Annotated in this window: 35 protein-coding genes; 1 reads left to right on the top strand and 34 read right to left on the bottom strand. The window is 63.8% G+C overall.

Going from position 1 to position 24,188, the window contains the following annotated elements; all coding sequences use genetic code 11:
- Positions 1 to 62: 62 nt before the first annotated feature.
- Together AC3WP6_RS11690 and AC3WP6_RS11695 are read right to left on the bottom strand one after the other, a co-directional pair.
- Positions 63 to 1,304: a c-type cytochrome gene (locus AC3WP6_RS11690; protein WP_492627876.1), complete on the bottom strand. Its 1,242-nt coding sequence runs from the start codon at positions 1,302 to 1,304 to the stop codon at positions 63 to 65.
- Positions 1,305 to 1,336: 32 nt separating this feature from the next.
- Positions 1,337 to 2,119 carry a c-type cytochrome gene (locus AC3WP6_RS11695; RefSeq protein ID WP_492627877.1) on the bottom strand — a complete coding sequence of 261 codons (783 nt, stop codon included), beginning with the start codon at positions 2,117 to 2,119 and terminating at the stop codon, positions 1,337 to 1,339.
- 74 nt (positions 2,120 to 2,193) lie between these two features.
- On the opposite strand from AC3WP6_RS11695, the gene AC3WP6_RS11700 reads away from it, so the two are divergent.
- Complete coding sequence (locus AC3WP6_RS11700) at positions 2,194 to 3,786, top strand: amidase (RefSeq protein WP_492627878.1); 1,593 nt, start codon at positions 2,194 to 2,196, stop codon at positions 3,784 to 3,786.
- Between the two features lie 33 nt (positions 3,787 to 3,819).
- Here the strand turns inward: AC3WP6_RS11700 and AC3WP6_RS11705 are convergent, their stop codons facing one another.
- From AC3WP6_RS11705 to rpsG, 32 genes are all read right to left on the bottom strand, one after another.
- Complete coding sequence (locus AC3WP6_RS11705; RefSeq protein WP_492627879.1) at positions 3,820 to 5,181, bottom strand: class II 3-deoxy-7-phosphoheptulonate synthase; 1,362 nt, start codon at positions 5,179 to 5,181, stop codon at positions 3,820 to 3,822.
- Positions 5,178 to 5,699, bottom strand: a complete 522-nt coding sequence (locus tag AC3WP6_RS11710) for a disulfide bond formation protein B (protein WP_492627880.1) — start codon at positions 5,697 to 5,699, stop codon at positions 5,178 to 5,180. Before AC3WP6_RS11710 ends, AC3WP6_RS11705 begins: the two co-directional genes overlap by 4 nt.
- A 155-nt stretch (positions 5,700 to 5,854) precedes the next feature.
- On the bottom strand, positions 5,855 to 6,241 hold the full coding sequence (rplQ, locus tag AC3WP6_RS11715; protein WP_492627881.1) for a 50S ribosomal protein L17: 387 nt from the start codon (positions 6,239 to 6,241) through the stop codon (positions 5,855 to 5,857).
- A gap of 173 nt (positions 6,242 to 6,414) precedes the next feature.
- Positions 6,415 to 7,413: a DNA-directed RNA polymerase subunit alpha gene (locus AC3WP6_RS11720; RefSeq protein ID WP_492627882.1), complete on the bottom strand. Its 999-nt coding sequence runs from the start codon at positions 7,411 to 7,413 to the stop codon at positions 6,415 to 6,417.
- 15 nt (positions 7,414 to 7,428) lie between these two features.
- Complete coding sequence (gene rpsD, locus AC3WP6_RS11725) at positions 7,429 to 8,055, bottom strand: 30S ribosomal protein S4 (RefSeq protein ID WP_492627883.1); 627 nt, start codon at positions 8,053 to 8,055, stop codon at positions 7,429 to 7,431.
- 12 nt (positions 8,056 to 8,067) lie between these two features.
- Positions 8,068 to 8,454, bottom strand: coding sequence for a 30S ribosomal protein S11 (gene rpsK, locus AC3WP6_RS11730; protein ID WP_007513384.1), 387 nt, complete (start codon positions 8,452 to 8,454; stop codon positions 8,068 to 8,070).
- Positions 8,455 to 8,466: 12 nt separating this feature from the next.
- The gene (gene rpsM, locus AC3WP6_RS11735; protein ID WP_492627884.1) at positions 8,467 to 8,823 is read right to left on the bottom strand and encodes a 30S ribosomal protein S13; all 357 of its coding nucleotides are present in this window, start codon (positions 8,821 to 8,823) and stop codon (positions 8,467 to 8,469) included.
- Between the two features lie 137 nt (positions 8,824 to 8,960).
- Entirely contained in the window at positions 8,961 to 10,298 is a 1,338-nt protein-coding gene (secY, locus tag AC3WP6_RS11740) for a preprotein translocase subunit SecY (protein WP_492627885.1), read from the bottom strand.
- Positions 10,299 to 10,303: 5 nt separating this feature from the next.
- Entirely contained in the window at positions 10,304 to 10,735 is a 432-nt protein-coding gene (gene rplO / locus AC3WP6_RS11745; RefSeq protein ID WP_492627886.1) for a 50S ribosomal protein L15, read from the bottom strand.
- 4 nt (positions 10,736 to 10,739) lie between these two features.
- On the bottom strand, positions 10,740 to 10,937 hold the full coding sequence (gene rpmD, locus AC3WP6_RS11750) for a 50S ribosomal protein L30 (RefSeq protein ID WP_492627887.1): 198 nt from the start codon (positions 10,935 to 10,937) through the stop codon (positions 10,740 to 10,742).
- Complete coding sequence (gene rpsE, locus AC3WP6_RS11755) at positions 10,930 to 11,439, bottom strand: 30S ribosomal protein S5 (RefSeq protein ID WP_492627888.1); 510 nt, start codon at positions 11,437 to 11,439, stop codon at positions 10,930 to 10,932. The genes rpmD and rpsE overlap by 8 nt, the downstream gene beginning before the upstream one ends.
- Positions 11,440 to 11,593: 154 nt before the next feature.
- Positions 11,594 to 11,947: a 50S ribosomal protein L18 gene (rplR, locus tag AC3WP6_RS11760; RefSeq protein ID WP_492627889.1), complete on the bottom strand. Its 354-nt coding sequence runs from the start codon at positions 11,945 to 11,947 to the stop codon at positions 11,594 to 11,596.
- Between the two features lie 28 nt (positions 11,948 to 11,975).
- Positions 11,976 to 12,503 carry a 50S ribosomal protein L6 gene (gene rplF / locus AC3WP6_RS11765; protein WP_492627890.1) on the bottom strand — a complete coding sequence of 176 codons (528 nt, stop codon included), beginning with the start codon at positions 12,501 to 12,503 and terminating at the stop codon, positions 11,976 to 11,978.
- A gap of 10 nt (positions 12,504 to 12,513) precedes the next feature.
- Positions 12,514 to 12,909, bottom strand: coding sequence for a 30S ribosomal protein S8 (gene rpsH / locus AC3WP6_RS11770; RefSeq protein WP_492627891.1), 396 nt, complete (start codon positions 12,907 to 12,909; stop codon positions 12,514 to 12,516).
- Positions 12,910 to 13,107: 198 nt separating this feature from the next.
- On the bottom strand, positions 13,108 to 13,413 hold the full coding sequence (gene rpsN / locus AC3WP6_RS11775) for a 30S ribosomal protein S14 (RefSeq protein WP_492627892.1): 306 nt from the start codon (positions 13,411 to 13,413) through the stop codon (positions 13,108 to 13,110).
- Between the two features lie 16 nt (positions 13,414 to 13,429).
- Positions 13,430 to 13,969 (bottom strand): 50S ribosomal protein L5, encoded by a 540-nt coding sequence (rplE, locus tag AC3WP6_RS11780; protein ID WP_492627893.1) that lies wholly within the window; start codon positions 13,967 to 13,969, stop codon positions 13,430 to 13,432.
- An 11-nt stretch (positions 13,970 to 13,980) separates the two neighbouring features.
- Positions 13,981 to 14,295 carry a 50S ribosomal protein L24 gene (gene rplX, locus AC3WP6_RS11785; protein WP_492627894.1) on the bottom strand — a complete coding sequence of 105 codons (315 nt, stop codon included), beginning with the start codon at positions 14,293 to 14,295 and terminating at the stop codon, positions 13,981 to 13,983.
- A 13-nt stretch (positions 14,296 to 14,308) separates the two neighbouring features.
- On the bottom strand, positions 14,309 to 14,677 hold the full coding sequence (rplN, locus tag AC3WP6_RS11790; RefSeq protein ID WP_492627895.1) for a 50S ribosomal protein L14: 369 nt from the start codon (positions 14,675 to 14,677) through the stop codon (positions 14,309 to 14,311).
- Positions 14,678 to 14,690: 13 nt separating this feature from the next.
- A complete protein-coding gene (gene rpsQ / locus AC3WP6_RS11795) occupies positions 14,691 to 14,951 on the bottom strand; it encodes a 30S ribosomal protein S17 (protein WP_492627896.1) in 261 nt (86 codons plus the stop codon).
- A gap of 12 nt (positions 14,952 to 14,963) precedes the next feature.
- Complete coding sequence (gene rpmC, locus AC3WP6_RS11800; RefSeq protein WP_492627897.1) at positions 14,964 to 15,149, bottom strand: 50S ribosomal protein L29; 186 nt, start codon at positions 15,147 to 15,149, stop codon at positions 14,964 to 14,966.
- Positions 15,149 to 15,562 (bottom strand): 50S ribosomal protein L16, encoded by a 414-nt coding sequence (gene rplP / locus AC3WP6_RS11805; RefSeq protein ID WP_492627898.1) that lies wholly within the window; start codon positions 15,560 to 15,562, stop codon positions 15,149 to 15,151. The genes rpmC and rplP overlap by 1 nt, the downstream gene beginning before the upstream one ends.
- An 11-nt stretch (positions 15,563 to 15,573) precedes the next feature.
- The gene (gene rpsC / locus AC3WP6_RS11810; RefSeq protein ID WP_492627899.1) at positions 15,574 to 16,329 is read right to left on the bottom strand and encodes a 30S ribosomal protein S3; all 756 of its coding nucleotides are present in this window, start codon (positions 16,327 to 16,329) and stop codon (positions 15,574 to 15,576) included.
- A 15-nt stretch (positions 16,330 to 16,344) separates the two neighbouring features.
- Complete coding sequence (gene rplV / locus AC3WP6_RS11815; protein ID WP_492627900.1) at positions 16,345 to 16,680, bottom strand: 50S ribosomal protein L22; 336 nt, start codon at positions 16,678 to 16,680, stop codon at positions 16,345 to 16,347.
- The gene (rpsS, locus tag AC3WP6_RS11820) at positions 16,680 to 16,952 is read right to left on the bottom strand and encodes a 30S ribosomal protein S19 (RefSeq protein ID WP_492627901.1); all 273 of its coding nucleotides are present in this window, start codon (positions 16,950 to 16,952) and stop codon (positions 16,680 to 16,682) included. Before rpsS ends, rplV begins: the two co-directional genes overlap by 1 nt.
- Positions 16,953 to 16,964: 12 nt before the next feature.
- Positions 16,965 to 17,786 carry a 50S ribosomal protein L2 gene (gene rplB / locus AC3WP6_RS11825; protein ID WP_492627902.1) on the bottom strand — a complete coding sequence of 274 codons (822 nt, stop codon included), beginning with the start codon at positions 17,784 to 17,786 and terminating at the stop codon, positions 16,965 to 16,967.
- Positions 17,787 to 17,802: 16 nt separating this feature from the next.
- The gene (rplW, locus tag AC3WP6_RS11830) at positions 17,803 to 18,096 is read right to left on the bottom strand and encodes a 50S ribosomal protein L23 (protein WP_492627903.1); all 294 of its coding nucleotides are present in this window, start codon (positions 18,094 to 18,096) and stop codon (positions 17,803 to 17,805) included.
- Positions 18,093 to 18,695, bottom strand: coding sequence for a 50S ribosomal protein L4 (gene rplD / locus AC3WP6_RS11835; RefSeq protein WP_492627904.1), 603 nt, complete (start codon positions 18,693 to 18,695; stop codon positions 18,093 to 18,095). Before rplD ends, rplW begins: the two co-directional genes overlap by 4 nt.
- A gap of 11 nt (positions 18,696 to 18,706) precedes the next feature.
- On the bottom strand, positions 18,707 to 19,348 hold the full coding sequence (rplC, locus tag AC3WP6_RS11840) for a 50S ribosomal protein L3 (protein WP_492627905.1): 642 nt from the start codon (positions 19,346 to 19,348) through the stop codon (positions 18,707 to 18,709).
- A 20-nt stretch (positions 19,349 to 19,368) separates the two neighbouring features.
- On the bottom strand, positions 19,369 to 19,680 hold the full coding sequence (gene rpsJ / locus AC3WP6_RS11845) for a 30S ribosomal protein S10 (RefSeq protein ID WP_014402136.1): 312 nt from the start codon (positions 19,678 to 19,680) through the stop codon (positions 19,369 to 19,371).
- Positions 19,681 to 20,094: 414 nt separating this feature from the next.
- A complete protein-coding gene (gene tuf, locus AC3WP6_RS11850; RefSeq protein ID WP_492627906.1) occupies positions 20,095 to 21,285 on the bottom strand; it encodes an elongation factor Tu in 1,191 nt (396 codons plus the stop codon).
- A 158-nt stretch (positions 21,286 to 21,443) separates the two neighbouring features.
- Positions 21,444 to 23,573, bottom strand: a complete 2,130-nt coding sequence (gene fusA / locus AC3WP6_RS11855) for an elongation factor G (protein WP_492627907.1) — start codon at positions 23,571 to 23,573, stop codon at positions 21,444 to 21,446.
- A 132-nt stretch (positions 23,574 to 23,705) separates the two neighbouring features.
- Positions 23,706 to 24,173: a 30S ribosomal protein S7 gene (rpsG, locus tag AC3WP6_RS11860; RefSeq protein ID WP_492627908.1), complete on the bottom strand. Its 468-nt coding sequence runs from the start codon at positions 24,171 to 24,173 to the stop codon at positions 23,706 to 23,708.
- Positions 24,174 to 24,188 lie beyond the last annotated feature (15 nt).

A 24,188-nucleotide genomic window follows, 5' to 3' on the forward strand; every position in this document is an offset into this window, starting at 1 on the left:
GCGCGGGCGGCAGGAAACCAGGTTGCGTAGCTGCGCTGGCTTGGCCCGCCCTCCGCGCCAATTCACTCCACCGGCGTGTGCCGGTAGCGCGCCACGTCCTGCGGGCTCACCGCACCGGCACGATTGCCCCACATCGCACGCACATAGCTGACGACGCTGGCGACATCGACGTCATCCAGCGTCTGCTGGTAGGGCGGCATCGAATACGGACGGTGGTTGGTGACCGTGGTCGGCGCAAAGCCGCCCAGCAGTACGATGCGGATCGCGTTGATGCCGGAAGGCTCGGTGACCGATGCGTTGCCAGCCAGCGGCGGATAGACACCGGCAACGCCGCGGCCATCGTCGCCGTGGCAATCCGCGCAACGCTTGCGGTACACCTCCTCCCCATGCGCCACCAGCCGGCGCGCATCGAACAACTGCCAACCCGGCCCCGGCACCTGGCGCGGCGGCAACGCAACGAGATGGGCGGCGATGGCGTTGAGGTCGGCGGCGGTCAGGTACTGGGTACTGCCGCGCACCACGTCCGCCATCGGGCCAAACGCGGCGCCGCGCGCGGCCTGCCCCATCTTCAGCAAATCGACGATGTCCCGCTCGCGCCAACCTGCCAACCCGCCATGCGGGCTGGCAGCGAGGTCGGGCGCAAACCAATGCTGTGCCGGGATCTCGCCCCCGGTCAGCAACGCGCGGTGGCGGGTGGCGCCGAAACGGTTGCGCGGCGCGTGGCACTCCGCACAGTGCCCGATGGCGTCGACCAGATAGGCTCCACGATCACCGGCCACCGGTGCCGCCGGACCGGGGCGAAAATACAGCGCACGCCACAGGCGCAGCAGCCGGCGCTGGTCGTAGGGAAACGCCAGCTCGCTCGACGGGGCTGCCTGGCGTACGGCCGGCAGCGACTGCAGGTAGGCGAAGATCGCCAGCGCATCGTCCCGCGTCATGCGCGTGTACGAGGTGTACGGAAACGCCGGATACAGCGGCTGGCGATCGCGTCCGATACCGGTGTGCAGTGCCTGCCAGAAATCCTCGAAACTCCACGCGCCGAGACCGGTGGCCGCATCCGGCGTGAGGTTGGGCACGGCGACATTGCCGAACGGGGTCGGTAGCCGCCGCCCGCCGGCATACGCGGTGCCACCCTTGGCGGTGTGGCAGCCGGCACAATCAGCGGTCAGTGCGAGATAGGTGCCACGCGCGATGAGCGCCGGATCATGCAGGCTTGCCGCACTTACGGTGCTTGCCGCGCGCGCGACCGGCGCGTGCCCCAGTGGCCGCAACCACCACCACGCGCCCATGGCCAGCGCCGCCATTACAACTGCGCCAGCAACCGCACGACGCGCCTTCATGTGCCGGTCTGGCTGCCGGCCAGCACGCCGCAACGCAGCGGCGGGTCGACGCTGCCAGCCGGTTGCGCGTGCATGTCAGCCGGCAATTCGCGACTGGCGATCCACGCCGCCACGGCGCTGATGTCGGCGGCATCCAGGCGGCCGGCGATGTGCGCCATGCAATCCGGCGCTACCGTGGCGCGGGTATGCGTGCGCCACGCGCCGAGCTGTGCACTGAGGTAGTCGTACGGCAGGCCGACCAGGCCGGGAATGTCGGGCTCGACGCCGGTCAACTGCTTGCCATGGCAACGCTCGCACGCCGGGATGCCGCGCCGTGCGTCACCCTCGCTCACCAGTTGCGCGCCGCGCGTAAGCGCAGCCGGCGGCAGGATCGGCAACTTGGAACGCACGTATGGCACCTGCTGCGCCGAGAAGTAATCGGCAATCTCGCGCAAATAGGCCGGGTCGAGCCCGCGCACGGTGTATTCCATCGGCGCGTACTTGCGCAGCCCGCGCTGGAAATCGGTCAGCTGCCGCGCCAGATAGCCGGCCGGCTTGCCGGCCAGGCGCGGAAAGAAGCCGCTGTCCGGCGTGCCCTCGCCATGCTCGCCATGGCAGGCCACGCAGGCCGCAATGCGCTGCTGCAAGGTGTTCGGTACCGGCGGCGCCGGGGCCAGGGTTGGTGCGTCCGGCGCTGCCGCCCAGACGGTGGCGACGCCACATGCAAGCACCAACGCCGCAAGGCGGCGCACGATACGGCCGGCGGCGTGGCGCGGCCGGCAAGATGGGCACGGGTTCATGCTTGAAGTATAGGCATCCCGCCCCACCGGATGCGCGGCTATGCTGCCAAGAGAACGTCTCACAGGGGAATGCCATGTCGAAGCATCTGCCGGCCTGCACCTTGCTCGCCGCCACCTTGTTTGCCTGCACGCCGCTGGCGGCGCAGAAGGTGGAAACCGCCTACGCCTCCATCGCCACGCTGCAGCAGCGCATGGATGCCGGCAAGCTCACCGGCAAGACGCTGACCCAGGAATTTCTCGACCGCGTCGACCACATCGACCGCCATGGCCCGACGTTGCGCGCCGTGCTGGAAACCAACCCTGACGCGCTCTCCATCGCGGCAAGCCTTGACGCCAAACGTACGCCGCAACACGGACCGTTGTACGGCATCCCGGTGCTGCTCAAGGACAACATCGACACCGGCGACCGCGAACACACCACCGCCGGCTCGCTCGCGTTGATGGCCGCACCGGCGCCGCGCGATGCAACGATCACCGCCAGGTTGCGCGCCGCCGGCGCAGTCATCCTTGGCAAGACCAACCTGAGCGAGTGGGCGAATTTCCGCTCCAATCACGCCTCCAGTGGCTGGAGCGGTGTCGGTGGGCAAACCCGCAACCCCTACATGCTCGACCGCAACCCGTGCGGATCGAGCGCCGGCTCGGCGGCCGCGGTGGCCGCTGGGCTCGCTACGGTGGCGATCGGGACCGAAACCGACGGTTCGATACTCTGCCCGGCGTCGATGACGGGCCTGGTCGGCATCAAGCCCACGCTGGGTCTGGTGAGCCGCGCCGGCATCGTGCCGATCAGCGCCAACCAGGACACCGCCGGCCCGATGGCGCGCGGCGTGGCCGATGCCGCCGCGCTGCTCACGGTGATTGCCGGCAGCGACCCGCGCGATCCGGCTACAGCGGAAGCCGACCGGCACGCCACCGACTACACCCGGTTTCTCGACCTGAATGGACTCAAGCGCAAGCGCATCGGCGTGGTGCGCGAGCTGGCCGGCAACGAGCCGAACGCCGACCGCGTGCTGGATGCCGCCATTGCCGCCATGCGTGCGCAAGGCGCGATCGTGATCGACCCGGTGACGCTGCCGCACCTGCGCGATCTCAGTGCACCGGAAATGACCGTGCTGCTGTACGACTTCAAGCACGACGTGAACGCCTACCTCGCCACGCGCACCGGGTTGCCGGTGCACGCGCTCGCGGACCTCATTGCCTTTGACACGACCCATGCCGCGCAGGAGATGCCGTGGTTCGGGCAGGAGTTGTTCGAGCAGGCCGAGGCAAAGGGGCCGCTCACCGACGCCGCCTATCGCACGGCACTGGCGAAAGCGAAAAAGTTCGCTGGCCCGGAAGGTATCGACGCCGCACTCAAGGCCCACCACCTCGACGCCTTGCTGGCACCCTCGTGGGGGCCGGCGTTCACTACCGATCTCATCCTTGGCGACCACGTGGTGAGCGGCGACCCGACCATCGGCGGCGTTTCGCAGCCAGCCGCCGTTGCCGGCTACCCGTCGATCACCGTGCCCGCCGGCTGGGCCCATGACCTGCCCGTCGGCATCGTATTGTTCGGCGCGAAGTGGAGCGAGCCGAAGCTGATCGAGATCGCCTACGGTTTCGAACAGCACACGCATGCGTGGCAGCCGCCGAAATTCCTCAAGGGACCTGGAATCGGGAATGGAAAATAGGGAATCGGAAAGTCAGCCAGTGACGCCGATTACCTACCCGCGCACCGACTTGCGCACGATCAGCATCGCCAGCTCCAGCGACTGCTCGTAGTTGAGCCGTGGGTCGACCATCGACTTGTAGGCCCGTTCCAGATCGGCCTCGGACAAGCCGCGCGCGCCACCGGTGCACTCGGTGACATCCTCGCCGGTCAGTTCCAGATGCACGCCGCCCAATTGCGTACCGGCCGCGGCGTGGATGTCGAACGCCTGCTCGAGCTCGCCGCGAATATTGTCGAAGCGTCGCGTCTTGTAGCCGTTCGAGGTGTTTTCGGTGTTGCCATGCATCGGGTCGGCCACCCACAACACGCGCCGGCCGGAACGCTTCACCGCGTCGAGCAGCGGGGGCAGCGCCGCCGCAATTTTGGCGTTGCCCATGCGGTGGATCAGCGTCAGCCGCCCGGGCTCGTCGTCCGGGTTCAGGCGCTCGATCAACGGCAGCAACAGTTCCGGCGTGACGCCCGGCCCGACCTTGACCCCGATCGGATTGCGGATGCCGCGGAAATACTCCACATGCGCGCCATCCAGCGCTGCCGTGCGCATGCCGATCCAGGGAAAGTGCGTGGACAGGTTGAACCAGCCGGGGTTGCGCGGCACCAGTCGCGTCTGCGCCTGCTCGTAATCGAGCAGCAGCGCCTCGTGCGAAGTGTAGAAATCCACCTTGGAGAAACCGGCGATCGGCCCAGCCAGCGTCTCCATGAAGCGCAGCGAATCGCCGATGGCCTTGACCATCTGCCGATACTCGGCGGCGAGCGGCGAGTGCTCGACCCAGGCCAGATCCCAGTACTCCGGGTGCCGCAGGTCGGCAAAGCCGCCACCGATCAGTGCGCGCACAAAATTCATCGTCAGCGCCGAGTGCGCGTGGGCGCGGATCAGTCGCTGCGGATCAGCACGTCGTGCCTGCGCGGTGAACGCCGCGCCGTTCACCACATCACCGCGAAAACTGGGGAGCGTCACGCCATCACGCGTTTCGGTATCCGCCGACCGCGGCTTGGCGTACTGCCCGGCAAACCGCCCGACGCGGAGCACCGGCTTCTGCAAGCCATGCACCAGCACCAGACTCATCTGCAGCAGCACCTTGAGTCGGTTGGAGATGATCGGGCTGGTGCAGTCGGCAAAACTTTCCGCGCAATCACCGCCCTGCAACAAAAACCGCTTGCCCTCCTGCGCCTCGGCCAGCCCCTGCTTGAGCGCCAATACTTCCCACGAGGTCACCAGTGGCGGTTGCGCCGCAAGCTTCGCCAACGCCGCGGCCAGTTCGTCAGCATCTTCGTAATGCGGTTGCTGCAGCGCCGGGCAGCTGCGCCAGGAACTTGGTGCCCACTCGGCCGGACGCATATCGGGCACCCCCGCCTTCATGCGCCGACTCCCTTCGCCCGGTTGCGGCCGGCAACAATTGCCCAGGCGCCAAGCAGCACGAACCAGATCAACGACCACCACGGCATCGACAACCCCAGAATCGGTTGTACCGCCGCGCACTCGCCCGAGCCGGACAATACCTTCAGCAGCACGGCAACAAGCCCGCCGTTGCTGGCACGGGTCTCCAGCAGATAACCAAGCGGCGCGCCGCAGCTCGCCACCGCACCCGGCGGTAGTGATTGAATCCACAGATGGCGGACGGCAATGCCGGCACCAATGATGGCAACGGCCGCCGTCAGCACCGCGTACACCCAGCGTCCACCGCCGCGCGGCGCGTGCAGGCCACCGATCAGGAACACGACGCCGAGCGCAATGAAGACCACGCGCTGCAGGATACATAGCGGGCAGGGATCCATCAGCAACACGTATTGTGCGTACAGCGCAAACGCGATCAGCCCGGCACACACGAGAAAGCCCGCCAGGAAGCTGAAGCGGAACGACCAACGCAAGGGATTCATGCTCAAGCCACGACCGGAAAACTGCGACGTTAACCGCTTTGCCGCATGCTGTCAGCACTCGCGCTCGTGCCGTGCCGGCACAAGGCGAAAAACCCCGGCCAGTTGCCCGGTCGGGGTCTCGTTCGGACGTATAAACGTCCGCATATGGTGCAACCTTACTCGGCTTCGGCTTCCGCCTGTGCCTGCGGGCGACCGACCAGTTCGACGTAGGCCATCGGCGCATTGTCGCCGTCACGGAAACCGCACTTCAGGATCCGCAGGTAACCGCCGGCACGCTCGCGGTAACGCGGCCCCAGCTCGACGAACAGCTTGCCCACCGCTTCCTTGTCGCGCAGGCGCGAAAACGCCAGGCGACGGTTGGCGACGCTGTCGGTCTTGGACAACGTGATGAGCGGCTCGGCAACCCGGCGCAGCTCCTTGGCCTTGGGCAAGGTGGTACGGATCAGCTCGTGCTTGAACAACGACGACGCCATGTTCTTGAACATCGACTCACGATGAGCCGTAGTGCGATTGAGCTTGCGTCCGGAGTAAAGGTGGCGCATGGGAATTCTCTCTGTCTGTTGTTATGAAAGGCCGGCACTTGTGTCCGACCTCCCGCGGTTGCCCGCTTATGAAACCTGGGATTCGACGTGGGGGATTCGAGATTCGAAACAGCCACGCACTCGCGAGGACATGCTTTGTCGAATCCCCAATCCCTACTCCCGAACCCCGGCTGTCAACCCAACTGCATGCCGTGCGAAATGCCGGCCGGCGGCCAGTTTTCGAGCTTCATGCCCAGTGCGAGGCCACGCGAGCCAAGCACATCCTTGATTTCGGTGAGCGACTTCTTGCCGAGGTTTGGCGTCTTGAGCAACTCCACCTCGGTCTTCTGCACCAGATCACCGATGTAATAAATGCTCTCGGCCTTGAGGCAGTTGGCCGAACGCACGGTGAGCTCGAGATCGTCGATCGGACGCAGCAGCAGCGGATCGAAACCGCTCTTTTCCGCCTTGTCGGTCGCGCTCTCGCGATGCGAGAAGTCGCCGAACACCGACAGCTGGTCATTGATGATCTCGGCTGCCTTGCGCACCGCGTCCTCGGCACCGATCGTGCCGTTGGTCTCGATGTCCAGCACCAGCTTGTCGAGGTTGGTGCGCTGCTCGACGCGCGCGGCGTCGACCTCGTAGGCCACCTTGAGGATCGGACCGAACGAGGCGTCAAGCTGCAGACGACCGATCGGACGCGCCTCGTCGTCCGGATGCTGGCGCATGCTGGCCGGCTGATAGCCGATGCCGCGCCGCACCTTGAGCCGCATGTTGAGCGTGATGTCCTTGGTCAAGTGGCAGATCACGTGCTCGGGATTGATAACCTCGACCGTATGATCGAGCACGATATCCCCGGCCGTAACCACACCCTTGCCTTTCTTGCTCAAGGTCAGCACCACCTCTTCACCGGTATGCTGGCGAATCGCGATGCCCTTGAGGTTCAGCAGGACTTCGATGACGTCCTCCTGCAAACCCTCAAGCGTGGTGTACTCGTGCAGCACGCCATCGATTTCAACCTCGACGATCGCGCTGCCCGGAATGGACGACAACAACACCCGCCGCAGTGCATTGCCCAGGGTGTGTCCGAAGCCGCGCTCCAGCGGCTCGACCACCACCTTGGCACGATTGGCTCCGAGCTGTTCGACGGTAAGGCCGCGCGGACGCAGCACGCTAGTTGACGAAACTGCCATGCAGAGCTCCGATGATTACTTCGAATAAAGCTCGACGATCAACGATTCATTGATGTCGGTCGGCAGATCGCCGCGATCCGGCACTGACTTGAACGTGCCCTCGAATTTCTTGCTGTCGACCTCGACCCAGCCCGGACGCAGGTCCATGGTGTCGAACACGGTCGCCGCTTCCTGCACGCGCAACTGGTTGCGCGCGCGCTCCGTCAGCGCCACCGCGTCGCCCGGCTTGATCTGGAACGACGGAATGTTGACCTTCTTGCCGTTGACCAGCACCGCCTTGTGGGCGACTAACTGGCGCGCCTGGGCGCGGGTCACCGCGAAGCCCATGCGGTATACGACGTTGTCCAGGCGGCACTCCAGCAGGCGCAACAGGTTTTCGCCCGTGTTGCCCTTGATGGTGGTGGCCTTGGTGTAGTAGTTGCCGAACTGGCGCTCAAGCACACCATAGATGCGCTTGACCTTCTGCTTTTCGCGCAACTGCACGGCGTAGTCCGACAAGCGCATGCGCTTGTTCGCGCCATGCTGGCCGGGCTTGTTTTCCAGCTTGCACTTGGAGTCGACCGCGCGGGCCGGGCTCTTCAGGCTGAGATCTGCGCCTTCGCGACGCGCGAGCTTGCAGGTAGCTCCACGATAACGGGCCATGGGTATGCTCCTTCAGACTCGACGCTTCTTGGGGGGACGGCAGCCGTTGTGCGGAATCGGCGTCACGTCAATGATGTTGAGCACCTTGTAGCCCAAGGCGTTCAGCGAACGCACCGCAGATTCGCGGCCGGGGCCGGGGCCCTTGATGCGCACTTCGACCGTCTTCACGCCGTAATCGCCGGCGGCACGCCCGGCCTTTTCGGCGGCGACCTGGGCGGCAAACGGCGTCGACTTGCGCGAACCGCGGAAACCCGCACCACCTGCCGTGGCCCACGACAATGCATTGCCCTGGCGATCGGTGATGGTGACGATGGTGTTGTTGAAGGAGGCCTGCACGTGGGCCACGGCATCCGTGACGACACGCTTGATCTTCTTCTTGGTCTTGACTGGCTTGGCCATGATTCGATCCGTTTACTTTTTGATGGCGCGACGCGGACCCTTGCGGGTACGTGCGTTGGTACGCGTGCGCTGACCGCGCACCGGCAAGCCGCGACGATGACGCAGGCCGCGATAGCAGCCCAGATCCATCAGGCGCTTGATCGACATGCCCACCTCGCGTCGCAGATCACCCTCGACCACATACTTGGCGACTTCTTGGCGGAGCTTTTCCACCTCGCCTTCGCTGAGCGACTTGATCTGGGTGGTCGGCGCCACACCAGCGTCGGCACAAACCTTCTTGGCCCGGCTGCGACCGATACCGAAAATACTCTGCAGGCCGACCCAGACATGCTTCTGGACCGGCAAATTGACACCCGCGATGCGCGCCATGATGCGTACTCTCCGATGCGTTTCGTGCGCGGTAAACGCGCAATCTTAACCAAAAACAGCTTGACAGGGAAGCCACGCGGCATCTACCGCCCGCGCGTATTCCATCCAACGACCTGTCCCATGCGCCCCAGCAGCCACTAGTTGCGTCGGAGATTGGCCTTCTTGAGCAGACTTTCGTACTGGTGACTGACGAGGTGTGCCTGCACTTGCGCGGTGAAATCCATCACCACCACCACCACGATCAGCAGCGACGTTCCGCCGAAGTAGAACGGCACATGCCAGAATTTCTGCATGAACGACGGCACGAAACAGACCAGCGCGAGGTACAGCGCGCCAACCGCCGTCAAGCGGGTCATCACCGCGTCAATGTAGCTGGCGGTCGATTTGCCCGGACGAATGCCCGGAATCAACGCGCCTGAACGCTTGAGGTTGTCGGCCGTCTCGTCGGCGTTGAACACGATCGCCGTGTAGAAGAATGCGAAACCAATCACCAATGTCGCCGAGACGATCTCGTACACCGGCTCGCCCGGCGTCAGCATCTGCCCCAGGCGCTGCAGCGTGCTGCCAAACCAGCCCGCGTCGGTACCGGAGCCAAACCAGCTCGCCGCCGTCGCCGGGAACATCAACAGGCTTGACGCAAAGATCGGCGGGATGACGCCCGACATGTTGATCTTGAGCGGCAGGTTGGAGCTTTGGTTCTGGTAGGCGCGCGCGCCGCCCGAGCGGCGTGCGTAATTCACCGTTATCCGCCGTTGCGCGCGTTCCATGAACACGCAAAACGCGGTCACGCCAAGCACCACCACCACCACGATCAGGAGCATCAGCACCGACAGCTCACCGTTGCCGGACATGTTGAGCGTCTGCACGACCGCACCCGGCAAACCCGCCACGATGCCCGCGAAGATCAGCAGCGAGATACCGTTGCCAATGCCGCGCTCGGTCATTTGCTCGCCAATCCACATCAGGAACATGGTGCCCGCCGTCAGGCCCACCACCGAGGCGAACACAAAACCGAAACCGGGCGTGTAGACGACTGGAGCGCCACCCGCCGCAACTTGCTTTTGCAGCGCCACCGCAATGCCGAACGATTGGAACAGTGCCAAGCCAACGGTGCCGATGCGGGTATACATCGTCATCTTGCGTTTGCCGGCCTCACCTTCCTTGCGCAGCTGCTGCAAGCTGGGCACCACCGACCCCATCATCTGCACCACAATGGATGCCGAGATGTACGGAATCACGCCCAAGGCAAATACCGAGAACCGCTCCAGCGCGCCACCCGAGAACATGTTGAACATGTCCATCAGGCCGCTGCCGTTCACCAGGTTGCTCATGGCGTCAGGATTGACACCCGGCACCGGAATGAAGGAGCCCAGACGAAACACAGCGAGCGCGCCCACCACAAACAGGATGCGCTGGCGCAGCTCCGTGAGCTTGCCCAGTTTGCCGAGTGCGTTGTTGCCCTTGGCTTGAGCCACCGCGATTACTCCACGCTGCCGCCGGCCGCTTCAATCGCGGCCTTGGCACCCGCCGTCGCCAGCAGACCGGACAACTTTACCGCGCGCTTGATCTCGCCCTTCAGGACCACCTTGACCTTGCGTGCGTTGCTGTCGATCAACCCCGCCTTGTGCAACGCGATCGCGTCGATGACGTCGTCCTTCAACGCGGCGATCTGGTACAGGAACACCTGCTGGCTCTGTGCCTTGAGCTTCGAGCGGAAACCCACTTTCGGCAGCCGGCGCTGCAGCGGCATCTGACCGCCTTCAAAACCGACCGTGTGGGAGCGGCCCGTGCGCGCATGCTGGCCCTTGTGGCCGCGCCCCGCCGTCTTGCCGAGGCCGGAGCCGACGCCGCGACCCACACGCAGTTTGGACTTGCGCGAACCGGCGGCGGGTTGAATGTTGTTCAGACGCATCGGATTACTCCTCCACCCGCACCAAGTAGTAGACCGTGTTGATCAGGCCACGCACCTGCGGGCTGTCCTTCAGTTCGCGGACATCGTTGGTCTTGTTGAGGCCCAACGCCTTGACGCTGAGACGATGCCGCGCCTGCACGCCGCGCAGCCCCTTTACCAAGCGCACGCGCACGGTACCGGAAATTGCCGCTTTCTTAGCCATTGCCCAACACCTCCTCCACCGACTTGCCACGCTTGGCGGCCACCTGTTTCGGCGACGCTACAGCCTGCAGACCCTTGATGGTCGCGCGTACCAGGTTGATCGGATTGCGCGAACCGACGGCCTTGGCCAGCACGTTCTTGACCCCGACCACCTCGAGCACGGCACGCATGGCGCCGCCCGCGATGACGCCGGTACCTTCAGAGGCCGGTTGCATGTAAACGCGTGCCGCACCGTGGTTCGCCTTGATCGCGTACCACAACGTGCCGTTGTTCAACTCGACGCTGACCAGGTTACGACGCGCCCGATCCATGGCCTTGGAGATGGCCACCGGCACTTCACGCGCCTTGCCATAACCAAAACCGACCTTGCCCTCGCCGTCGCCAACCACGGTCAGGGCAGTGAAACTCATCTGGCGGCCACCCTTGACGGTTTTGGCCACGCGGTTGACGGCAATCAGCTTTTCGAGCAGACCGTCAGAACTTTCGCGATCGTTGGAAGCCATTTCTCGATTCCGTGTGCCCGGACCATCCGGGACTTTTGCTTGCGGCGAAGCCGCTTGTAGTTGTGTTTACCGCGGGGATTCGAGAGACGGAATTCGGGATTCGCAGAAGCGGGCTCTTTCGAATCCCGTATCTCGAATACCCAATCCCGGCTCTTCAGAACTTCAAACCTGCCTCGCGGGCAGCGTCGGCGAGCGCCTTGACGCGGCCGTGGAAGCGGAAGCCGGAGCGGTCGAAGGCAACCGACTCCACACCGGCCTTGAGCGCACGCTCGGCGACTGCCTTGCCAACCGCAGCTGCCGCCGCGAGATTCTTCTTGCCCTTCAAGCCTTCGACGACGGCTTTCTGTACCGTCGATGCTGCGGCCAGCACCTTCTCGCCGTTGGCGTCGATCACCTGGGCATAAAGATGCTGGTTGGTGCGATGCACCGACAAGCGCGCCACATTCAACATGCGGATGTGCGAGCGAGTCGACTTGGCGCGCCGCAGACGAGATTCGTTTTTGTTCATCGGTGTTGTCCCTTGAAAGCGGATCGGCTTACGCCTTCTTGGCTTCCTTCAACGTGATCGTCTCGCCTGCATAGCGCACGCCCTTGCCCTTGTAGGGCTCTGGCGGACGGAAGCCGCGAATCTTGGCAGCGGTCTGGCCCACGGCCTGCTTGTCGGCGCCCTTGACCAGAATCTCGGTTTGCGACGGCGCCTCCAGCGTGATGCCGGCCGGCGGCTCGAACACCACTGGATGCGAAAAGCCCAGGCTGAGGTTGAGCGACTTGCCGGCCATCGCCACGCGATAACCCACGCCGACCAGCTCGAGCTTGCGCTCGTAGCCCTCGGAAACGCCCTTGACCATGTTCGCCAGCAGCGCGCGCGCCGTGCCGCCGAACTTGTCGTCGGCGCCTTCGGCCAGCTCGATATTCACCGCATCGCCGCTGGTGACAATCGACACGCCCGGCAACGCATGCACCGACAACGTACCCTTGGCGCCCTTGACGGTGATGACGTCGGCGGCGACCTTCAGTTCCACGCCCTTCGGCAGGTGGATCGTCTTTTTGGCAACTCGTGACATCGTCGACTCCTTAGGCGACCTGGCCGATGATTTCGCCGCCAACGCCCTTGGCACGTGCCTGGGCATCGGTCAGCAAACCAGCCGACGTCGAGATGATCGAGATGCCGAGGCCACCGAGCACCTTCGGCAGTTCACCCTTGCCGCGATAGACCCGCAGGCCGGAACGGCTGACCCGCGAAATCGACTCGATGGCCGGGCGGCCTTCGAAATACTTGAGTTTGATCTCAAGCACCGGCTTGCCCGCTTCCTGAGCAACCTGTGCGTCGAGAACGTAACCCTCGTTCTTGAGAAGGTTGGCCAGCGCCACCTTCAACTTCGACGACGGCATACGCACCGTCGGCTTGCCCACCATTTGGGCATTGCGGACACGCGTAAACATGTCGGCGATGGGATCAGTCATGCTCATGAAAACTTCCTTCAGAGTGCACCGATATCCGAGAAACCGGAGATCAATCAGATTGTGAGGCGACAGAGCCGCCTTCTGCGTTGCGCAGACCGGCGAGTCTATCAGCCTTTCCAGCCAATTGCGAATATCAATGCGGACTAGCGGTACGACGCCCAAGCGTCGCCTTGCGACACGGCACGCTGCCGCGCCGTCAACGATTTACCAGCTTGCCTTGCGCAGCCCTGGCACGTCGCCGCGCATGGTGGCTTCGCGCAGTTTGCTGCGGGCCAAGCCGAACTTGGCATACACCGCGCGCGGGCGCCCGGTCAAAGCGCAACGTGTGCGCTGCCGGCTCGGGCTCGCGTCACGCGGCAACTTCTGCAGCTTGCCCTGAGCTTCCATCTTCTCGTCGTAGGACGACTTCGGGCTGAGCACGATGGCTTTCAGTTCCGAGCGCTTGGCGGCATACCGCTTCGCGATCTTGAGCCGCTTGAGGTCGCGGTTGACCATTGATTTCTTTGCCATGCGATTCTCGCGTCTCTCAGTTGCGGAACGGAAAGCTGAAAGCTTCCAGCAGCGCTTTGGCTTCGGCGTCAGTCTTGGCCGTGGTGGTGATCGAGATGTTCATGCCGCGCAGGGCGTCAATCGCATCGAACTCGATCTCCGGGAAGATGATCTGTTCCTTGATGCCGAAGTTGAAGTTGCCCCGGCCATCGAACGCACGGCCGGAAACACCACGGAAGTCGCGCACACGGGGCAGCGAAATATTGATCAGACGATCAAGGAACTCCCACATGTTCGCCCGGCGCAGCGTGACCTTGCAGCCGATCGGCCAGCCCTCGCGGATCTTGAACGAGGCCACGGAAACCCGTGCCTTGGTCGTGATCGGCTTTTGCCCGGCGATCTTGGTCATGTCGGCAACGGCGTTTTCCAGCACCTTCTTGTTGCCCGCCGCTTCGCCCACGCCCATGTTCAGCGTGATCTTGGTGATGCGCGGAACCTGCATCACGTTCTGGTAGGCGAACTTCTCGGTGAGTTTCGCCACGACCTGTTCTTGGTAAACCTTCTCAAGGCGCGTCATGTCATTGGTCCTTACGCGTCCACGACCTCGCCGCTGGAGCGGAACACGCGCACCTTGCGCCCGTCTTCGAGCGTCTTGGTGCTTACGCGTTCACCCTTGTTGGCGGCGGGGTTGAACAGCTGCACATTGGAGAGATGGATCGACGCCTCACGCTCGACGATCCCGCCAGCCTGCTGGGCCTGCGGGTTCGGCTTGGTGTGGCGCTTGACCAGGTTGACGTTGGAGACGAACACGCGCTCGCCTGCAACCCGCAGCACTTCGCCGCGCTGGCCCTTGTTTTTGCCGGCGATCACGATCACCTGATCGCCCTTGCGGATACGGTTCATGTCTGGCCTCCGCTCAGATCACTTCGGGAGCCAGCGAGACGATCTTCATGAACCGCTCGCTGCGCAGCTCGCGCGTCACCGGCCCGAAAATGCGGGTGCCGATCGGCTCGAGCTTGTTGTTGAGAAGTACCGCCGCATTGCCGTCGAAACGGACCAGCGACCCGTCAGCGCGACGCACGCCCTTGGCGGTACGCACCACCACGGCGTTGTACACCTCGCCCTTTTTCACCTTGCCACGCGGAATCGCGTCGTTCACGGCAACTTTGATGACATCGCCGATCGTCGCGTAGCGTCGCTTGGAACCACCGAGCACCTTGATGCAGGTGAGTTCCTTTGCGCCACTGTTGTCCGCGGCCGAGAGCGTGCTTTGCATCTGGATCATGGCTGCACCCTCCTCAAACGTTCGCGCGGACGACGATTTCGACCACGCGGTGATGCTTGGTCTTGGACAACGGCCGGCACTCGGCAATCCGCACCAAGTCACCTTCCTTCGCACCGAGGTCATCCTGTGCGTGCAATTTGGTCGACCGCCGCACGATCTTGCCGAGCAGCGCATGCTGCACCTGGCGCTCGATCAGGACGGTAACCGTCTTGTCCATCTTGTTGCTGACCACGCGCCCTTCGAGGGTGCGCACCTGCTTTTGCTTGTCACTCATGTCGGCGGTCCCTTACTTCTTGCCGCCGAGCACGAATTTCGTGCGGGCGATGTCGCGCCGGACGCGGCGCAGCTGGTGCGGCTGGCCGAGTTGCCCGGAACCCTTCTGCATGCGCAGGTTGAACTGCTCCTTGCGCAGGTCGAGCAGGTGCTGCTTGAGCTCGTCAGCCGACTTGGTTGTCAGATCTTTGATGGCCATCACATCACCGCCCGGGTCACGAACTGGGTTTGCACCGACAGCTTGGCGGCAGCCAGGCGGAACGCCTCGCGTGCCGACACCTCATCGACGCCTTCGATCTCGTACAGCATGCGGCCCGGCTGGATCTGGGCCACCCAGAACTCCACGCCGCCCTTGCCGGCGCCCATACGCACTTCGATCGGCTTCTTGGTGATCGGCTTGTCGGGGAACACGCGGATCCACAACTTGCCGCCGCGCTTGACGAAGCGGGTCAGGCAACGGCGGCCGGCTTCGATTTGGCGCGCCGTGAGCTGCCCGTGGGTAATGGCCTTCAGGCCGTAATCACCGAAACTGACCACATTGGCGCGCTGCGCCAAGCCGTCATTGCGGCCTTTGAACTGCTTGCGGAATTTGGTTCGCTTGGGTTGCAACATGGCAACTCTCCTTACTTCGCCGCGCGCTCGCGACGGCCTTCGCCATCACGACGCGACTCGCGGTCACGACGACCTTCGCCACCCTCGCGACGCGACGGGGCCGGGGAGTCGTCTTTCGCTTCCTGGCCGATCTGCGTCACGTCGAAGACTTCGCCTTTGTAGACCCACACCTTGACGCCGATCTTGCCGTACGTGGTGGCCGCCTCGGCAAAGCCGTAGTCGATGTCGGCGCGCAGTGTGTGCAGCGGCACCCGACCTTCGCGCGACCACTCGGAGCGGGCAATCTCGGCGCCATTCAACCGGCCCGAAACGTTGATCTTGATGCCCAGCGCGCCAAGGCGCATGGCGTTGCCGACCGAGCGCTTCATGGCGCGGCGGAACATGATGCGGCGCTCAAGCTGTTGCGCGATCGACTCGGCGACGAGTTGGGCATCCAGCTCCGGCTTGCGCACCTCGTTGACGTTGATGTGCGTGGGCACGCCCATCAGCGCCGAGACTTCCTTGCGCAGCTTCTCGATGTCCTCGCCCTTCTTGCCGATCACCACGCCCGGACGGGCGGTGTGGATCGTGACGCGCGCGGTCTTCGCCGGGCGTTCGATCAACACGCGGGAAATACCCGCGGCGGCAAGCTTGGTCTTGAGCATCTCGCGCACCTTGATGTCGGCAACGAGATACTTGGCGTAATCCGCCTTGTTGGCGTACCACTTGGCATTCCAGTCCTTGGCAATGCCGAGGCGGATGCCGGTGGGATGAACTTTGTGACCCATCGTCTGTGTCCCCCGTCAGTTGCCAACGACCACGGTGATGTGGCTGGTGCGCTTCAGGATCCGCGAACCGCGGCCCTTGGCGCGTGCATACATACGCTTCATCGCCGGGCCCTCGTCCACGAACACGCGGGCGACTTTCAACTCGTCGACATCGGCACCCAGATTGTTCTCGGCGTTGGCGACGGCCGAGAGCAGCACCTTGCGCACAAGGTGGGCACCCTTCTTGTTGGTGTATGCGAGCACGTCGCTGGCCCGGCCCACGGGAAGCCCGCGGACAAGATCGGCCACCAGGCGCGCCTTTTGCGCCGAAATGCGGGCGCCACGCAGGATCGCTTTGGCTTCAGTGCTCATCACTTGCCCTTCTTGTCGCCGACATGGCCCTTGAAGGTACGGGTCACCGCGAACTCGCCGAGCTTGTGCCCGACCATGTTCTCGTTGATCAATACCGGCACGTGCTGACGGCCGTTGTGGATGGCGATGGTCAGGCCCACCATGTCGGGCACGATCATCGAGCGGCGCGACCAGGTCTTGATCGGGCGCCTGTTATGAGTGGAAACCGCAGCTTCCACCTTCTTGACGAGGTGAAGGTCAACGAATGGACCTTTCTTCAGAGAACGCGGCATGTCGGTTTCCTGTTACTTGCGACGACGCACAATGAAGTGCTGCGTGCGCTTGTTGTTGCGGGTCTTGTAACCCTTGGTCGGCTGACCCCACGGGCTGACCGGATGACGGCCACCCGAAGTCTTGCCCTCGCCACCACCATGCGGATGGTCCACCGGGTTCATCACCACGCCGCGAACGGTCGGGCGAATACCCAGCCAGCGCTTGACGCCGGCCTTGCCGAGTTTCTTCAGGCTGTGCTCGCCGTTGCCCACTTCGCCGATGGTTGCGCGGCAATCCACCGACACCCGGCGCATTTCGCCCGAACGCAAACGCAACGTGGCGTAACCGGACTCGCGGGCGACCAACTGCACCGAAGCCCCGGCGCTGCGGGCGATTTGCGCGCCCTTGCCCGGCTTCATCTCGATGCAGTGAATCGTGGAACCCACCGGAATCGAGCGCAGCTGCAGGCAGTTGCCCGCCTTGATCGGCGCGTCGCGCCCGGACAACAGACGGTCGCCAACCTGCACGCCCTTGGGCGCGATGATGTAGCGGCGCTCGCCGTCGGCATAGCACAACAACGCGATGTGGGCAGTGCGGTTCGGATCGTATTCGATACGCTCGACCTTGGCGGCAATGCCTTCCTTGTCACGCTTGAAGTCGATGATGCGGTAATGCTGCTTATGGCCGCCACCGCGGTGACGCGTGGTGATGCGGCCGTAGTGATTGCGGCCACCGGTCTTGGACTGCGCCTCAGTCAACGCCGCGTACGGCGCGCCCTTGTGCAACCCTTCGGTGCGGACGCTGACAGCGTCGCGGCGACCCGGCGAGGTCGGCTTGTGGTTGATTAGTGCCATCTCGAAAACTCCTGGCTCAGGCCTTGGCTGCCACGTCGATGGTCTGCCCATCGATGAGCCGCACATACGCCTTGCGCTTGCCCTGGCGGCTGCCAGCGCGGGAACGGAAGGACTTGACCTTGCCCTTGCTGTTGACGATGTTCACCTGCTCGACCTTCACCTCGAACATGTGCTCCACCGCCGCGCGGACATCGGCCTTGGTTGCCTCGGGGGCCACCACGAACACGTACTGGTTGTGCTCGCCGATACGGGCAGCCTTTTCGGAGATGTACGGCGCGCGCAGCGTATCGTGAATGCGTTCGTTGCTCATGCCAGCCACTCCTCGATCTTCTTCACGGCGTCGACCGTCAGCACGACATGGTCGGAACCGACCAGGTTGACCGGGTTCAGCGCCATCACGTCGACGACATGCAGGTAGGGGATGTTGCGCGCGGCGAGGTACAACGCCTCGTTCGAGTCTTCCGACACCAGCAGCACGCGGCCGTTGGCCTCGAGCTCGGCGAGCTTGGCCACCATCGCCTTGGTCTTCGGCTGTTCGATGCCAAAGCCTTCGACCACCTTGAGGCGGCCCTGGCGATTGAGCTCGGACAGAATCGAACGAATCGCAACGCGGTAGGCCTTGCGGTTGACCTTCTGGTCGAAGCTACGTGGGCGCGCAGCAAACGCGATGCCGCCGCCGACAAAGATCGGCGCGCGATAGTCGCCGTGGCGTGCACCACCACCCTTCTGCTTCTTGAACTTCTTGGTGGTGCCGGAAATCTCGCTGCGCGTCAACTGCGCCTTGGTGCCGGCGCGTGCGCCAGCCTGATAGGCGACCACGACCTGATGCACCAGGGCTTGCTTGAATTCACCACCGAAAACACTTTCGGACACGGCGAGCGGCTTGGCGCCAATGACATTGAGTTCCATGGCGTCTCTCCTCAACCCTTGGTGGTCGGACGGATCACGACGTCGCCACCGGTTGCACCCGGTACCGCGCCCTTCACCGCGATCAGATGGCGCTCGGCGTCAACCCTGACCACTTCCAGACCCTGCTGCGTGCGATTCACATTGCCCATCTGGCCGGCCATCTTCTTGCCCGGGAACACGCGCCCCGGGGTCTGGCGTTGACCAATGGAGCCTGGCGCACGATGCGACAACGAGTTGCCGTGCGTCGCATCGCCCATCTTGAAGTGCCAGCGCTTGATCGTGCCCTGGAAACCCTTGCCCTTGGACACGCCGGCAACGTCGACGATCTGCCCGGCCTTGAACACGTCCTCAGCCTTGATCTCGGCGCCGACGCTGTACTTGCCGAGATCCTCGTCGCTGACGCGGAACTCCCACAACCCGCGACCCGGCTCGACTTTCGCCTTGGCGTAGTGACCCTTGGCCGGCGCGGTCAGCAGGTTGGCGCGCTTGGCACCCGTGGTGACCTGTACTGCGCTGTAGCCATCGTTGTCCGTCGTCTTCAACTGGGTGACGCGATTCGGGGTGGCCTCGATCAAGGTCACCGGGATCGAGCGCCCGTCCTCAGTGAAGAGTCGGCTCATGCCGCATTTGCGGCCTACCAGTCCGATACTCATGTTCGTATCCTGTCTATCGCTCAGCCAAGCTTGATTTGGACGTCCACGCCAGCGGCGAGGTCAAGCTTCATGAGCGCGTCCACGGTCTTGTCGTTGGGGTCGACGATGTCGAGCACGCGCTTGTGGGTGCGTGTCTCGTACTGGTCGCGCGCGTCCTTGTCGACGTGCGGCGAAACCAGAATGGTGTAGCGCTCGATCTTGGTGGGAAGCGGGATCGGACCCAGCACCGTTGCACCGGTACGCTTGGCCGTCTCAACGATCTCGCTGGCCGAGCGGTCGATCAGGCGATGATCGAATGCCTTGAGGCGGATGCGAATCTTCTGGTTCGCCATAAACCGTGTCCTGTTATCGAAAGAACCTGGATGCACAACGATGCGGCTTCTCGCCCCATCGCACTGCCCGTTGCTGCCACTGACGGAACGTCAAGCTCCGAATCTCAAAAACGCCAAGCGAGCTCATTCGGGCTCGCCTGGCGTAAAACCGACTTCGTGTTCCGATGACGAGCCATGCCCCGTCGCCATTAGTTTCACGATGGCCGTCCACGGCCAGCGAACTCGAAGTGCTTCCTGCACCTCATTTCGCGGTAGGGAGGCCAGGTTTTAACTGTCCTCACAAAGGAGCTGCGAAGTATAGCGGCATTTCATGCCGCTGGGAATAGGGATGCGTGATTCGAGATTCGTCCAGACACAGCCTTGCGAGCCGCCGCTCTTCCGAATCCCGAATCCCGCCTCCCGAATCCCCGCTTGTTACTTGATGACCTTCGCCACCACGCCCGCGCCGACGGTGTGGCCGCCTTCGCGGATCGCGAAGCGCAGGCCGTCGTCCATCGCGATCGGGTGGATCAGGCTCACCACCATCTTCACGTTGTCGCCCGGCATCACCATCTCCACCCCCGCCGGCAGCTCCACCGAGCCCGTCACGTCCGTCGTGCGGAAATAGAACTGCGGGCGGTAGCCCTTGAAGAACGGCGTGTGGCGACCGCCCTCTTCCTTCGACAGCACGTACACCTGTGCCTCGAAGTCGGTGTGCGGGGTGATCGTGCCCGGGTGCGCCAGCACCTGGCCGCGCTCCACGTCGTCACGCTTCAAGCCGCGCAACAGCAGGCCCACGTTGTCGCCCGCCTGGCCCTGATCCAGCAGCTTGCGGAACATTTCCACGCCGGTGACCGTGGTCTTCTGGGTCGGCCGGATGCCGACGATCTCGACTTCCTCGCCGACCTTGATCACGCCGCGCTCCACGCGGCCCGTCGCCACCGTGCCGCGGCCCGAGATCGAGAAGATGTCCTCGACCGGCATCAGGAACGGGTGGTCGATGTCGCGCTTCGGCTCCGGAATGTAACTATCCAGCGCGTCCACCAGCTTGATGATCGACGGCACGCCGATCTCCGACTGGTCGCCTTCCAGCGCCTTCAGCGCCGAACCCACGATGATCGGGGTGTCGTCGCCCGGGAAGTCGTACTTCGTCAGCAGCTCGCGCACTTCCATCTCGACCAGCTCGAGCAGCTCCGCGTCGTCCACCATGTCCGCCTTGTTCAGGTACACGATGATGTACGGCACCCCCACCTGGCGGCTCAGCAGAATGTGCTCGCGCGTCTGCGGCATCGGGCCATCCGCCGCCGACACCACCAGGATCGCCCCGTCCATCTGCGCCGCGCCCGTGATCATGTTCTTCACGTAGTCCGCGTGCCCCGGGCAATCCACGTGCGCGTAGTGCCGCTTCTCCGACTCGTACTCCACGTGCGACGTCGAGATCGTGATCCCGCGCGCCTTCTCTTCCGGCGCCATGTCGATCTGGTCGTACGCCTTGAATTCGCCGCCGAACCGCTCCGCACCGAGCTTCGTCAGTGCCGCCGTCAACGTCGTCTTGCCGTGATCCACGTGGCCGATCGTCCCCACGTTCACATGCGGCTTGGTCCGCTCGAATTTACCCTTTGCCATGACTTGAGACCTCTAAGTGGAACTTGTTTGTCAGTGCGGCAGCCGCCGCGTCGTTGGATTCACGCGACCGCGAGGCCGCACTGTCTTCATCAAACGCACGGCCGGCAGCGGCCGTCATGGGGGGATGCCGCAGCCGCAAACGGCTGCGCACCCTGGAATTACGCCTTCTTGATGACCTGCTCGGCGATGTTGTTCGGCGCTTCCGCGTAGTGGTCGAACTCCATCGTGAACGTCGCACGCCCCTGCGTCAGCGAGCGGATCGACGTGGCATAGCCGAACATCTCACCCAGCGGCACGAACGAGTCGACGGTCTTGCCGCTCGGGGTATCTTCCTGACCGCGCAGGATACCGCGACGACGGCTCATGTCGCCCATGACGTCGCCGACGTATTCCTCCGGCGTCACCACCTCGACCTTCATGATCGGCTCCAGCAGCACCGGGTTCGCCTTGGCAAAGCCCTGCTTGAACGCCATCGAGGCCGCGATCTTGAACGCCATTTCCGAAGAGTCGACATCATGGTACGAACCGAACACCAGCCGCACCTTGACGCCCACCACCGGGAAACCGGCCAGCGGACCGCTGGTGATCGTCTCGCGCAGGCCCTTCTCGACCGACGGGATGAACTCCTTCGGAATCACGCCGCCAGTAATCTCGTTCAAGAACAGGAAGTCGTCCTTGATGAGCGGGGCGAGCTTCTCGTCCGCGCGATCCTCGTCGGTAATCGGCGACAGAATGATGACGACGTGGCCGTACTGGCCCTTGCCGCCGGACTGTTTGGCGTGCTTGTAGTCGCTCTTGACGTCGCTGGAACGGATCGTCTCGCGATACGCCACCTGCGGCTTGCCGACATTGGCCTCGACATTGAACTCGCGGCGCATGCGGTCGACGAGAATGTCCAGGTGCAGCTCGCCCATGCCGGAGATGATGGTTTGCCCGGACTCTTCGTCGGTGTGCACGCGGAAAGACGGATCCTCCTGCGCAAGACGGCTGAGCGCGATGCCCATCTTTTCCTGATCGGACTTGGTCTTCGGCTCGACCGCCATCGAGATCACCGGCTCCGGGAACGTCATCCGTTCCAGGGTGATGACATGATCCTGCGCGCACAGCGTGTCGCCGGTCGTCACGTCCTTGAGGCCAACCGCGGCGGCGATGTCGCCGGCGTGCACTTCCTTCAGTTCGTGACGCTCGTTCGCGTGCATCTGCAGGATGCGGCCAATGCGTTCCTTCTTGCCCTTGACCGGGTTGTAGACCTGGTCGCCCGCATTCAACGTGCCCGAGTAGACACGGAAGAACGTCAGCGAGCCGACGAACGGATCGGTCATGATCTTGAACGCAAGCGCGGAGAACGGCGCCTCGTCGCTGGCCTCGCGATGGTCTTCGCGCTCGCTCTCGTCCATGCCCACCACCGGCGGGCGATCCTTCGGCGACGGCAACAGTTCGACCACGGCATCCAGCATGGCCTGCACGCCTTTGTTCTTGAAGGCGGTGCCGCAATAAACCGGAATGATTTCGTTGGCGAGCGTGCGCTGACGCAGACCGGCGATGATCTCCTCCTGGGAAAGGGAACCCTCTTCCAGGTACTTGTTCATCAGCTCTTCGCTGGCCTCGGCGGCGGATTCGACCATGAAGCTGCGCGCTTCATCGGCCTTGTCCTTGAGCTCAGGCGGAATGTCCTTGTATTCGAATTTGGTGCCCTGCGCGTCCATGTCCCACAGCACGGATTTCATCCGCACCAGATCGACCACGCCTTCGAAACCGTCTTCGACACCGATCGGCACCACCATCGGCACCGGGTGGGCGCCAAGGCGGGATTTCAGCTGGCCAACGACCTTGTCGAAGTTGGCGCCGGTGCGATCCATCTTGTTGACGAACGCCAGGCGCGGCACTTTGTACTTGTTGGCCTGGCGCCACACGGTCTCGGACTGCGGCTGCACGCCGCCGACCGCGCACAGCACGAACACCGCGCCGTCGAGCACGCGCAGCGAACGCTCCACCTCGATGGTGAAATCGACGTGCCCCGGGGTGTCAATGATATTGAAGCGGTGCTGCTGCATGGAGTGATCCATGCCGTTCCAGAAGCACGTGGTTGCCGCGGACGTGATGGTGATGCCGCGCTCCTGCTCCTGTTCCATCCAGTCCATGGTGGCGGCGCCATCGTGGACTTCGCCAATCTTGTGATTGACGCCGGTGTAGAACAGGATGCGCTCCGTCGTGGTGGTCTTGCCGGCATCGATGTGGGCCATGATGCCGAAGTTGCGGTAGCGCTCGATGGGAGTGGTGCGTGCCATGGTCGTATCCGACGGACTTCCGTTTCCGATAGGGCAACGGCGGCCTTCGTGGCCGCGTTTATTGGGGAGATCCGGCAGCGATGCCGGTTGAACGGGCGCCGACGAGTGTCGTCGGCGCCACACCGCCGCGAATTACCAGCGGTAGTGCGAGAAGGCCTTGTTGGCCTCCGCCATGCGGTGCGTTTCTTCGCGCTTCTTGGCAGCGCCACCGCGGCTTTCCGAGGCTTCAAGCAACTCGGCAGCCAGCTTGCGCGGCATCGAGGCCTCACTGCGCTTGCGCGCCGCCTCGATCACCCAGCGCATGGCCAGCGCGGTACGCCGGCCCGGGCGCACTTCGACCGGCACCTGATAGGTAGCGCCACCGACGCGACGCGACTTCACTTCAACCGCCGGCGCAACATTGCTGAGCGCCTTTTCGACCAGCGCCACCGGCTCGGCGTGCTTCTCGCCCAGATGATCCAGCGCACCGTAGACGATGCTTTCGGCGACCGACTTCTTGCCGCTCTTCATCACCATATTGATAAAGCGAGCGATCAGCTGGCTGCCGTGCTTGGGATCCGGCAGGATGACACGGGCAGGGTGAGAACCTTTACGCGACATAATTGTGTCCTAACA

It is taken from the genome of Rhodanobacter sp. FW106-HT46G03 (assembly GCF_058789895.1).

What these genes read in the sequence shown, in the direction of transcription:
- AC3WP6_RS11720 (WP_492627882.1), bottom strand. Translation starts at nt 7,413, where the DNA reads ATGGCAGTTTCGTCAACTAGCGTGCTGCGTCCGCGCGGCCTTACCGTC.
- rplC (WP_492627905.1), bottom strand. Translation starts at nt 19,348, where the DNA reads ATGAGTATCGGACTGGTAGGCCGCAAATGCGGCATGAGCCGACTCTTC.
- rplW (WP_492627903.1), bottom strand. Translation starts at nt 18,096, where the DNA reads ATGAGCAACGAACGCATTCACGATACGCTGCGCGCGCCGTACATCTCC.
- rpsH (WP_492627891.1), bottom strand. Translation starts at nt 12,909, where the DNA reads ATGAGCATGACTGATCCCATCGCCGACATGTTTACGCGTGTCCGCAAT.
- rpsQ (WP_492627896.1), bottom strand. Translation starts at nt 14,951, where the DNA reads ATGAGTGACAAGCAAAAGCAGGTGCGCACCCTCGAAGGGCGCGTGGTC.
- tuf (WP_492627906.1), bottom strand. Translation starts at nt 21,285, where the DNA reads ATGGCAAAGGGTAAATTCGAGCGGACCAAGCCGCATGTGAACGTGGGG.
- rpsC (WP_492627899.1), bottom strand. Translation starts at nt 16,329, where the DNA reads ATGGGTCACAAAGTTCATCCCACCGGCATCCGCCTCGGCATTGCCAAG.
- rplR (WP_492627889.1), bottom strand. Translation starts at nt 11,947, where the DNA reads ATGAACAAAAACGAATCTCGTCTGCGGCGCGCCAAGTCGACTCGCTCG.
- rplV (WP_492627900.1), bottom strand. Translation starts at nt 16,680, where the DNA reads ATGAGCACTGAAGCCAAAGCGATCCTGCGTGGCGCCCGCATTTCGGCG.
- rplE (WP_492627893.1), bottom strand. Translation starts at nt 13,969, where the DNA reads ATGACGCGCCTTGAGAAGGTTTACCAAGAACAGGTCGTGGCGAAACTC.
- AC3WP6_RS11705 (WP_492627879.1), bottom strand. Translation starts at nt 5,181, where the DNA reads ATGAAGGCGGGGGTGCCCGATATGCGTCCGGCCGAGTGGGCACCAAGT.
- rplO (WP_492627886.1), bottom strand. Translation starts at nt 10,735, where the DNA reads ATGCGTCTGAACAACATTCAACCCGCCGCCGGTTCGCGCAAGTCCAAA.
- AC3WP6_RS11695 (WP_492627877.1), bottom strand. Translation starts at nt 2,119, where the DNA reads ATGAACCCGTGCCCATCTTGCCGGCCGCGCCACGCCGCCGGCCGTATC.
- rpsG (WP_492627908.1), bottom strand. Translation starts at nt 24,173, where the DNA reads ATGTCGCGTAAAGGTTCTCACCCTGCCCGTGTCATCCTGCCGGATCCC.
- rpsK (WP_007513384.1), bottom strand. Translation starts at nt 8,454, where the DNA reads ATGGCCAAGCCAGTCAAGACCAAGAAGAAGATCAAGCGTGTCGTCACG.
- rpsD (WP_492627883.1), bottom strand. Translation starts at nt 8,055, where the DNA reads ATGGCCCGTTATCGTGGAGCTACCTGCAAGCTCGCGCGTCGCGAAGGC.
- rpsS (WP_492627901.1), bottom strand. Translation starts at nt 16,952, where the DNA reads ATGCCGCGTTCTCTGAAGAAAGGTCCATTCGTTGACCTTCACCTCGTC.
- rplQ (WP_492627881.1), bottom strand. Translation starts at nt 6,241, where the DNA reads ATGCGCCACCTTTACTCCGGACGCAAGCTCAATCGCACTACGGCTCAT.
- rpmD (WP_492627887.1), bottom strand. Translation starts at nt 10,937, where the DNA reads ATGGCTAAGAAAGCGGCAATTTCCGGTACCGTGCGCGTGCGCTTGGTA.
- AC3WP6_RS11710 (WP_492627880.1), bottom strand. Translation starts at nt 5,699, where the DNA reads ATGAATCCCTTGCGTTGGTCGTTCCGCTTCAGCTTCCTGGCGGGCTTT.
- rpsN (WP_492627892.1), bottom strand. Translation starts at nt 13,413, where the DNA reads ATGGCAAAGAAATCAATGGTCAACCGCGACCTCAAGCGGCTCAAGATC.
- AC3WP6_RS11700 (WP_492627878.1), top strand. Translation starts at nt 2,194, where the DNA reads ATGTCGAAGCATCTGCCGGCCTGCACCTTGCTCGCCGCCACCTTGTTT.
- rplX (WP_492627894.1), bottom strand. Translation starts at nt 14,295, where the DNA reads ATGAACCGTATCCGCAAGGGCGATCAGGTGATCGTGATCGCCGGCAAA.
- rplP (WP_492627898.1), bottom strand. Translation starts at nt 15,562, where the DNA reads ATGTTGCAACCCAAGCGAACCAAATTCCGCAAGCAGTTCAAAGGCCGC.
- rpsM (WP_492627884.1), bottom strand. Translation starts at nt 8,823, where the DNA reads ATGGCGCGCATCGCGGGTGTCAATTTGCCGGTCCAGAAGCATGTCTGG.
- rplD (WP_492627904.1), bottom strand. Translation starts at nt 18,695, where the DNA reads ATGGAACTCAATGTCATTGGCGCCAAGCCGCTCGCCGTGTCCGAAAGT.
- rpsJ (WP_014402136.1), bottom strand. Translation starts at nt 19,680, where the DNA reads ATGGCGAACCAGAAGATTCGCATCCGCCTCAAGGCATTCGATCATCGC.
- rplN (WP_492627895.1), bottom strand. Translation starts at nt 14,677, where the DNA reads ATGATCCAGATGCAAAGCACGCTCTCGGCCGCGGACAACAGTGGCGCA.
- rplF (WP_492627890.1), bottom strand. Translation starts at nt 12,503, where the DNA reads ATGTCACGAGTTGCCAAAAAGACGATCCACCTGCCGAAGGGCGTGGAA.
- rpmC (WP_492627897.1), bottom strand. Translation starts at nt 15,149, where the DNA reads ATGGCCATCAAAGATCTGACAACCAAGTCGGCTGACGAGCTCAAGCAG.
- AC3WP6_RS11690 (WP_492627876.1), bottom strand. Translation starts at nt 1,304, where the DNA reads ATGGCGGCGCTGGCCATGGGCGCGTGGTGGTGGTTGCGGCCACTGGGG.
- rplB (WP_492627902.1), bottom strand. Translation starts at nt 17,786, where the DNA reads ATGGCACTAATCAACCACAAGCCGACCTCGCCGGGTCGCCGCGACGCT.
- rpsE (WP_492627888.1), bottom strand. Translation starts at nt 11,439, where the DNA reads ATGGCTTCCAACGATCGCGAAAGTTCTGACGGTCTGCTCGAAAAGCTG.
- fusA (WP_492627907.1), bottom strand. Translation starts at nt 23,573, where the DNA reads ATGGCACGCACCACTCCCATCGAGCGCTACCGCAACTTCGGCATCATG.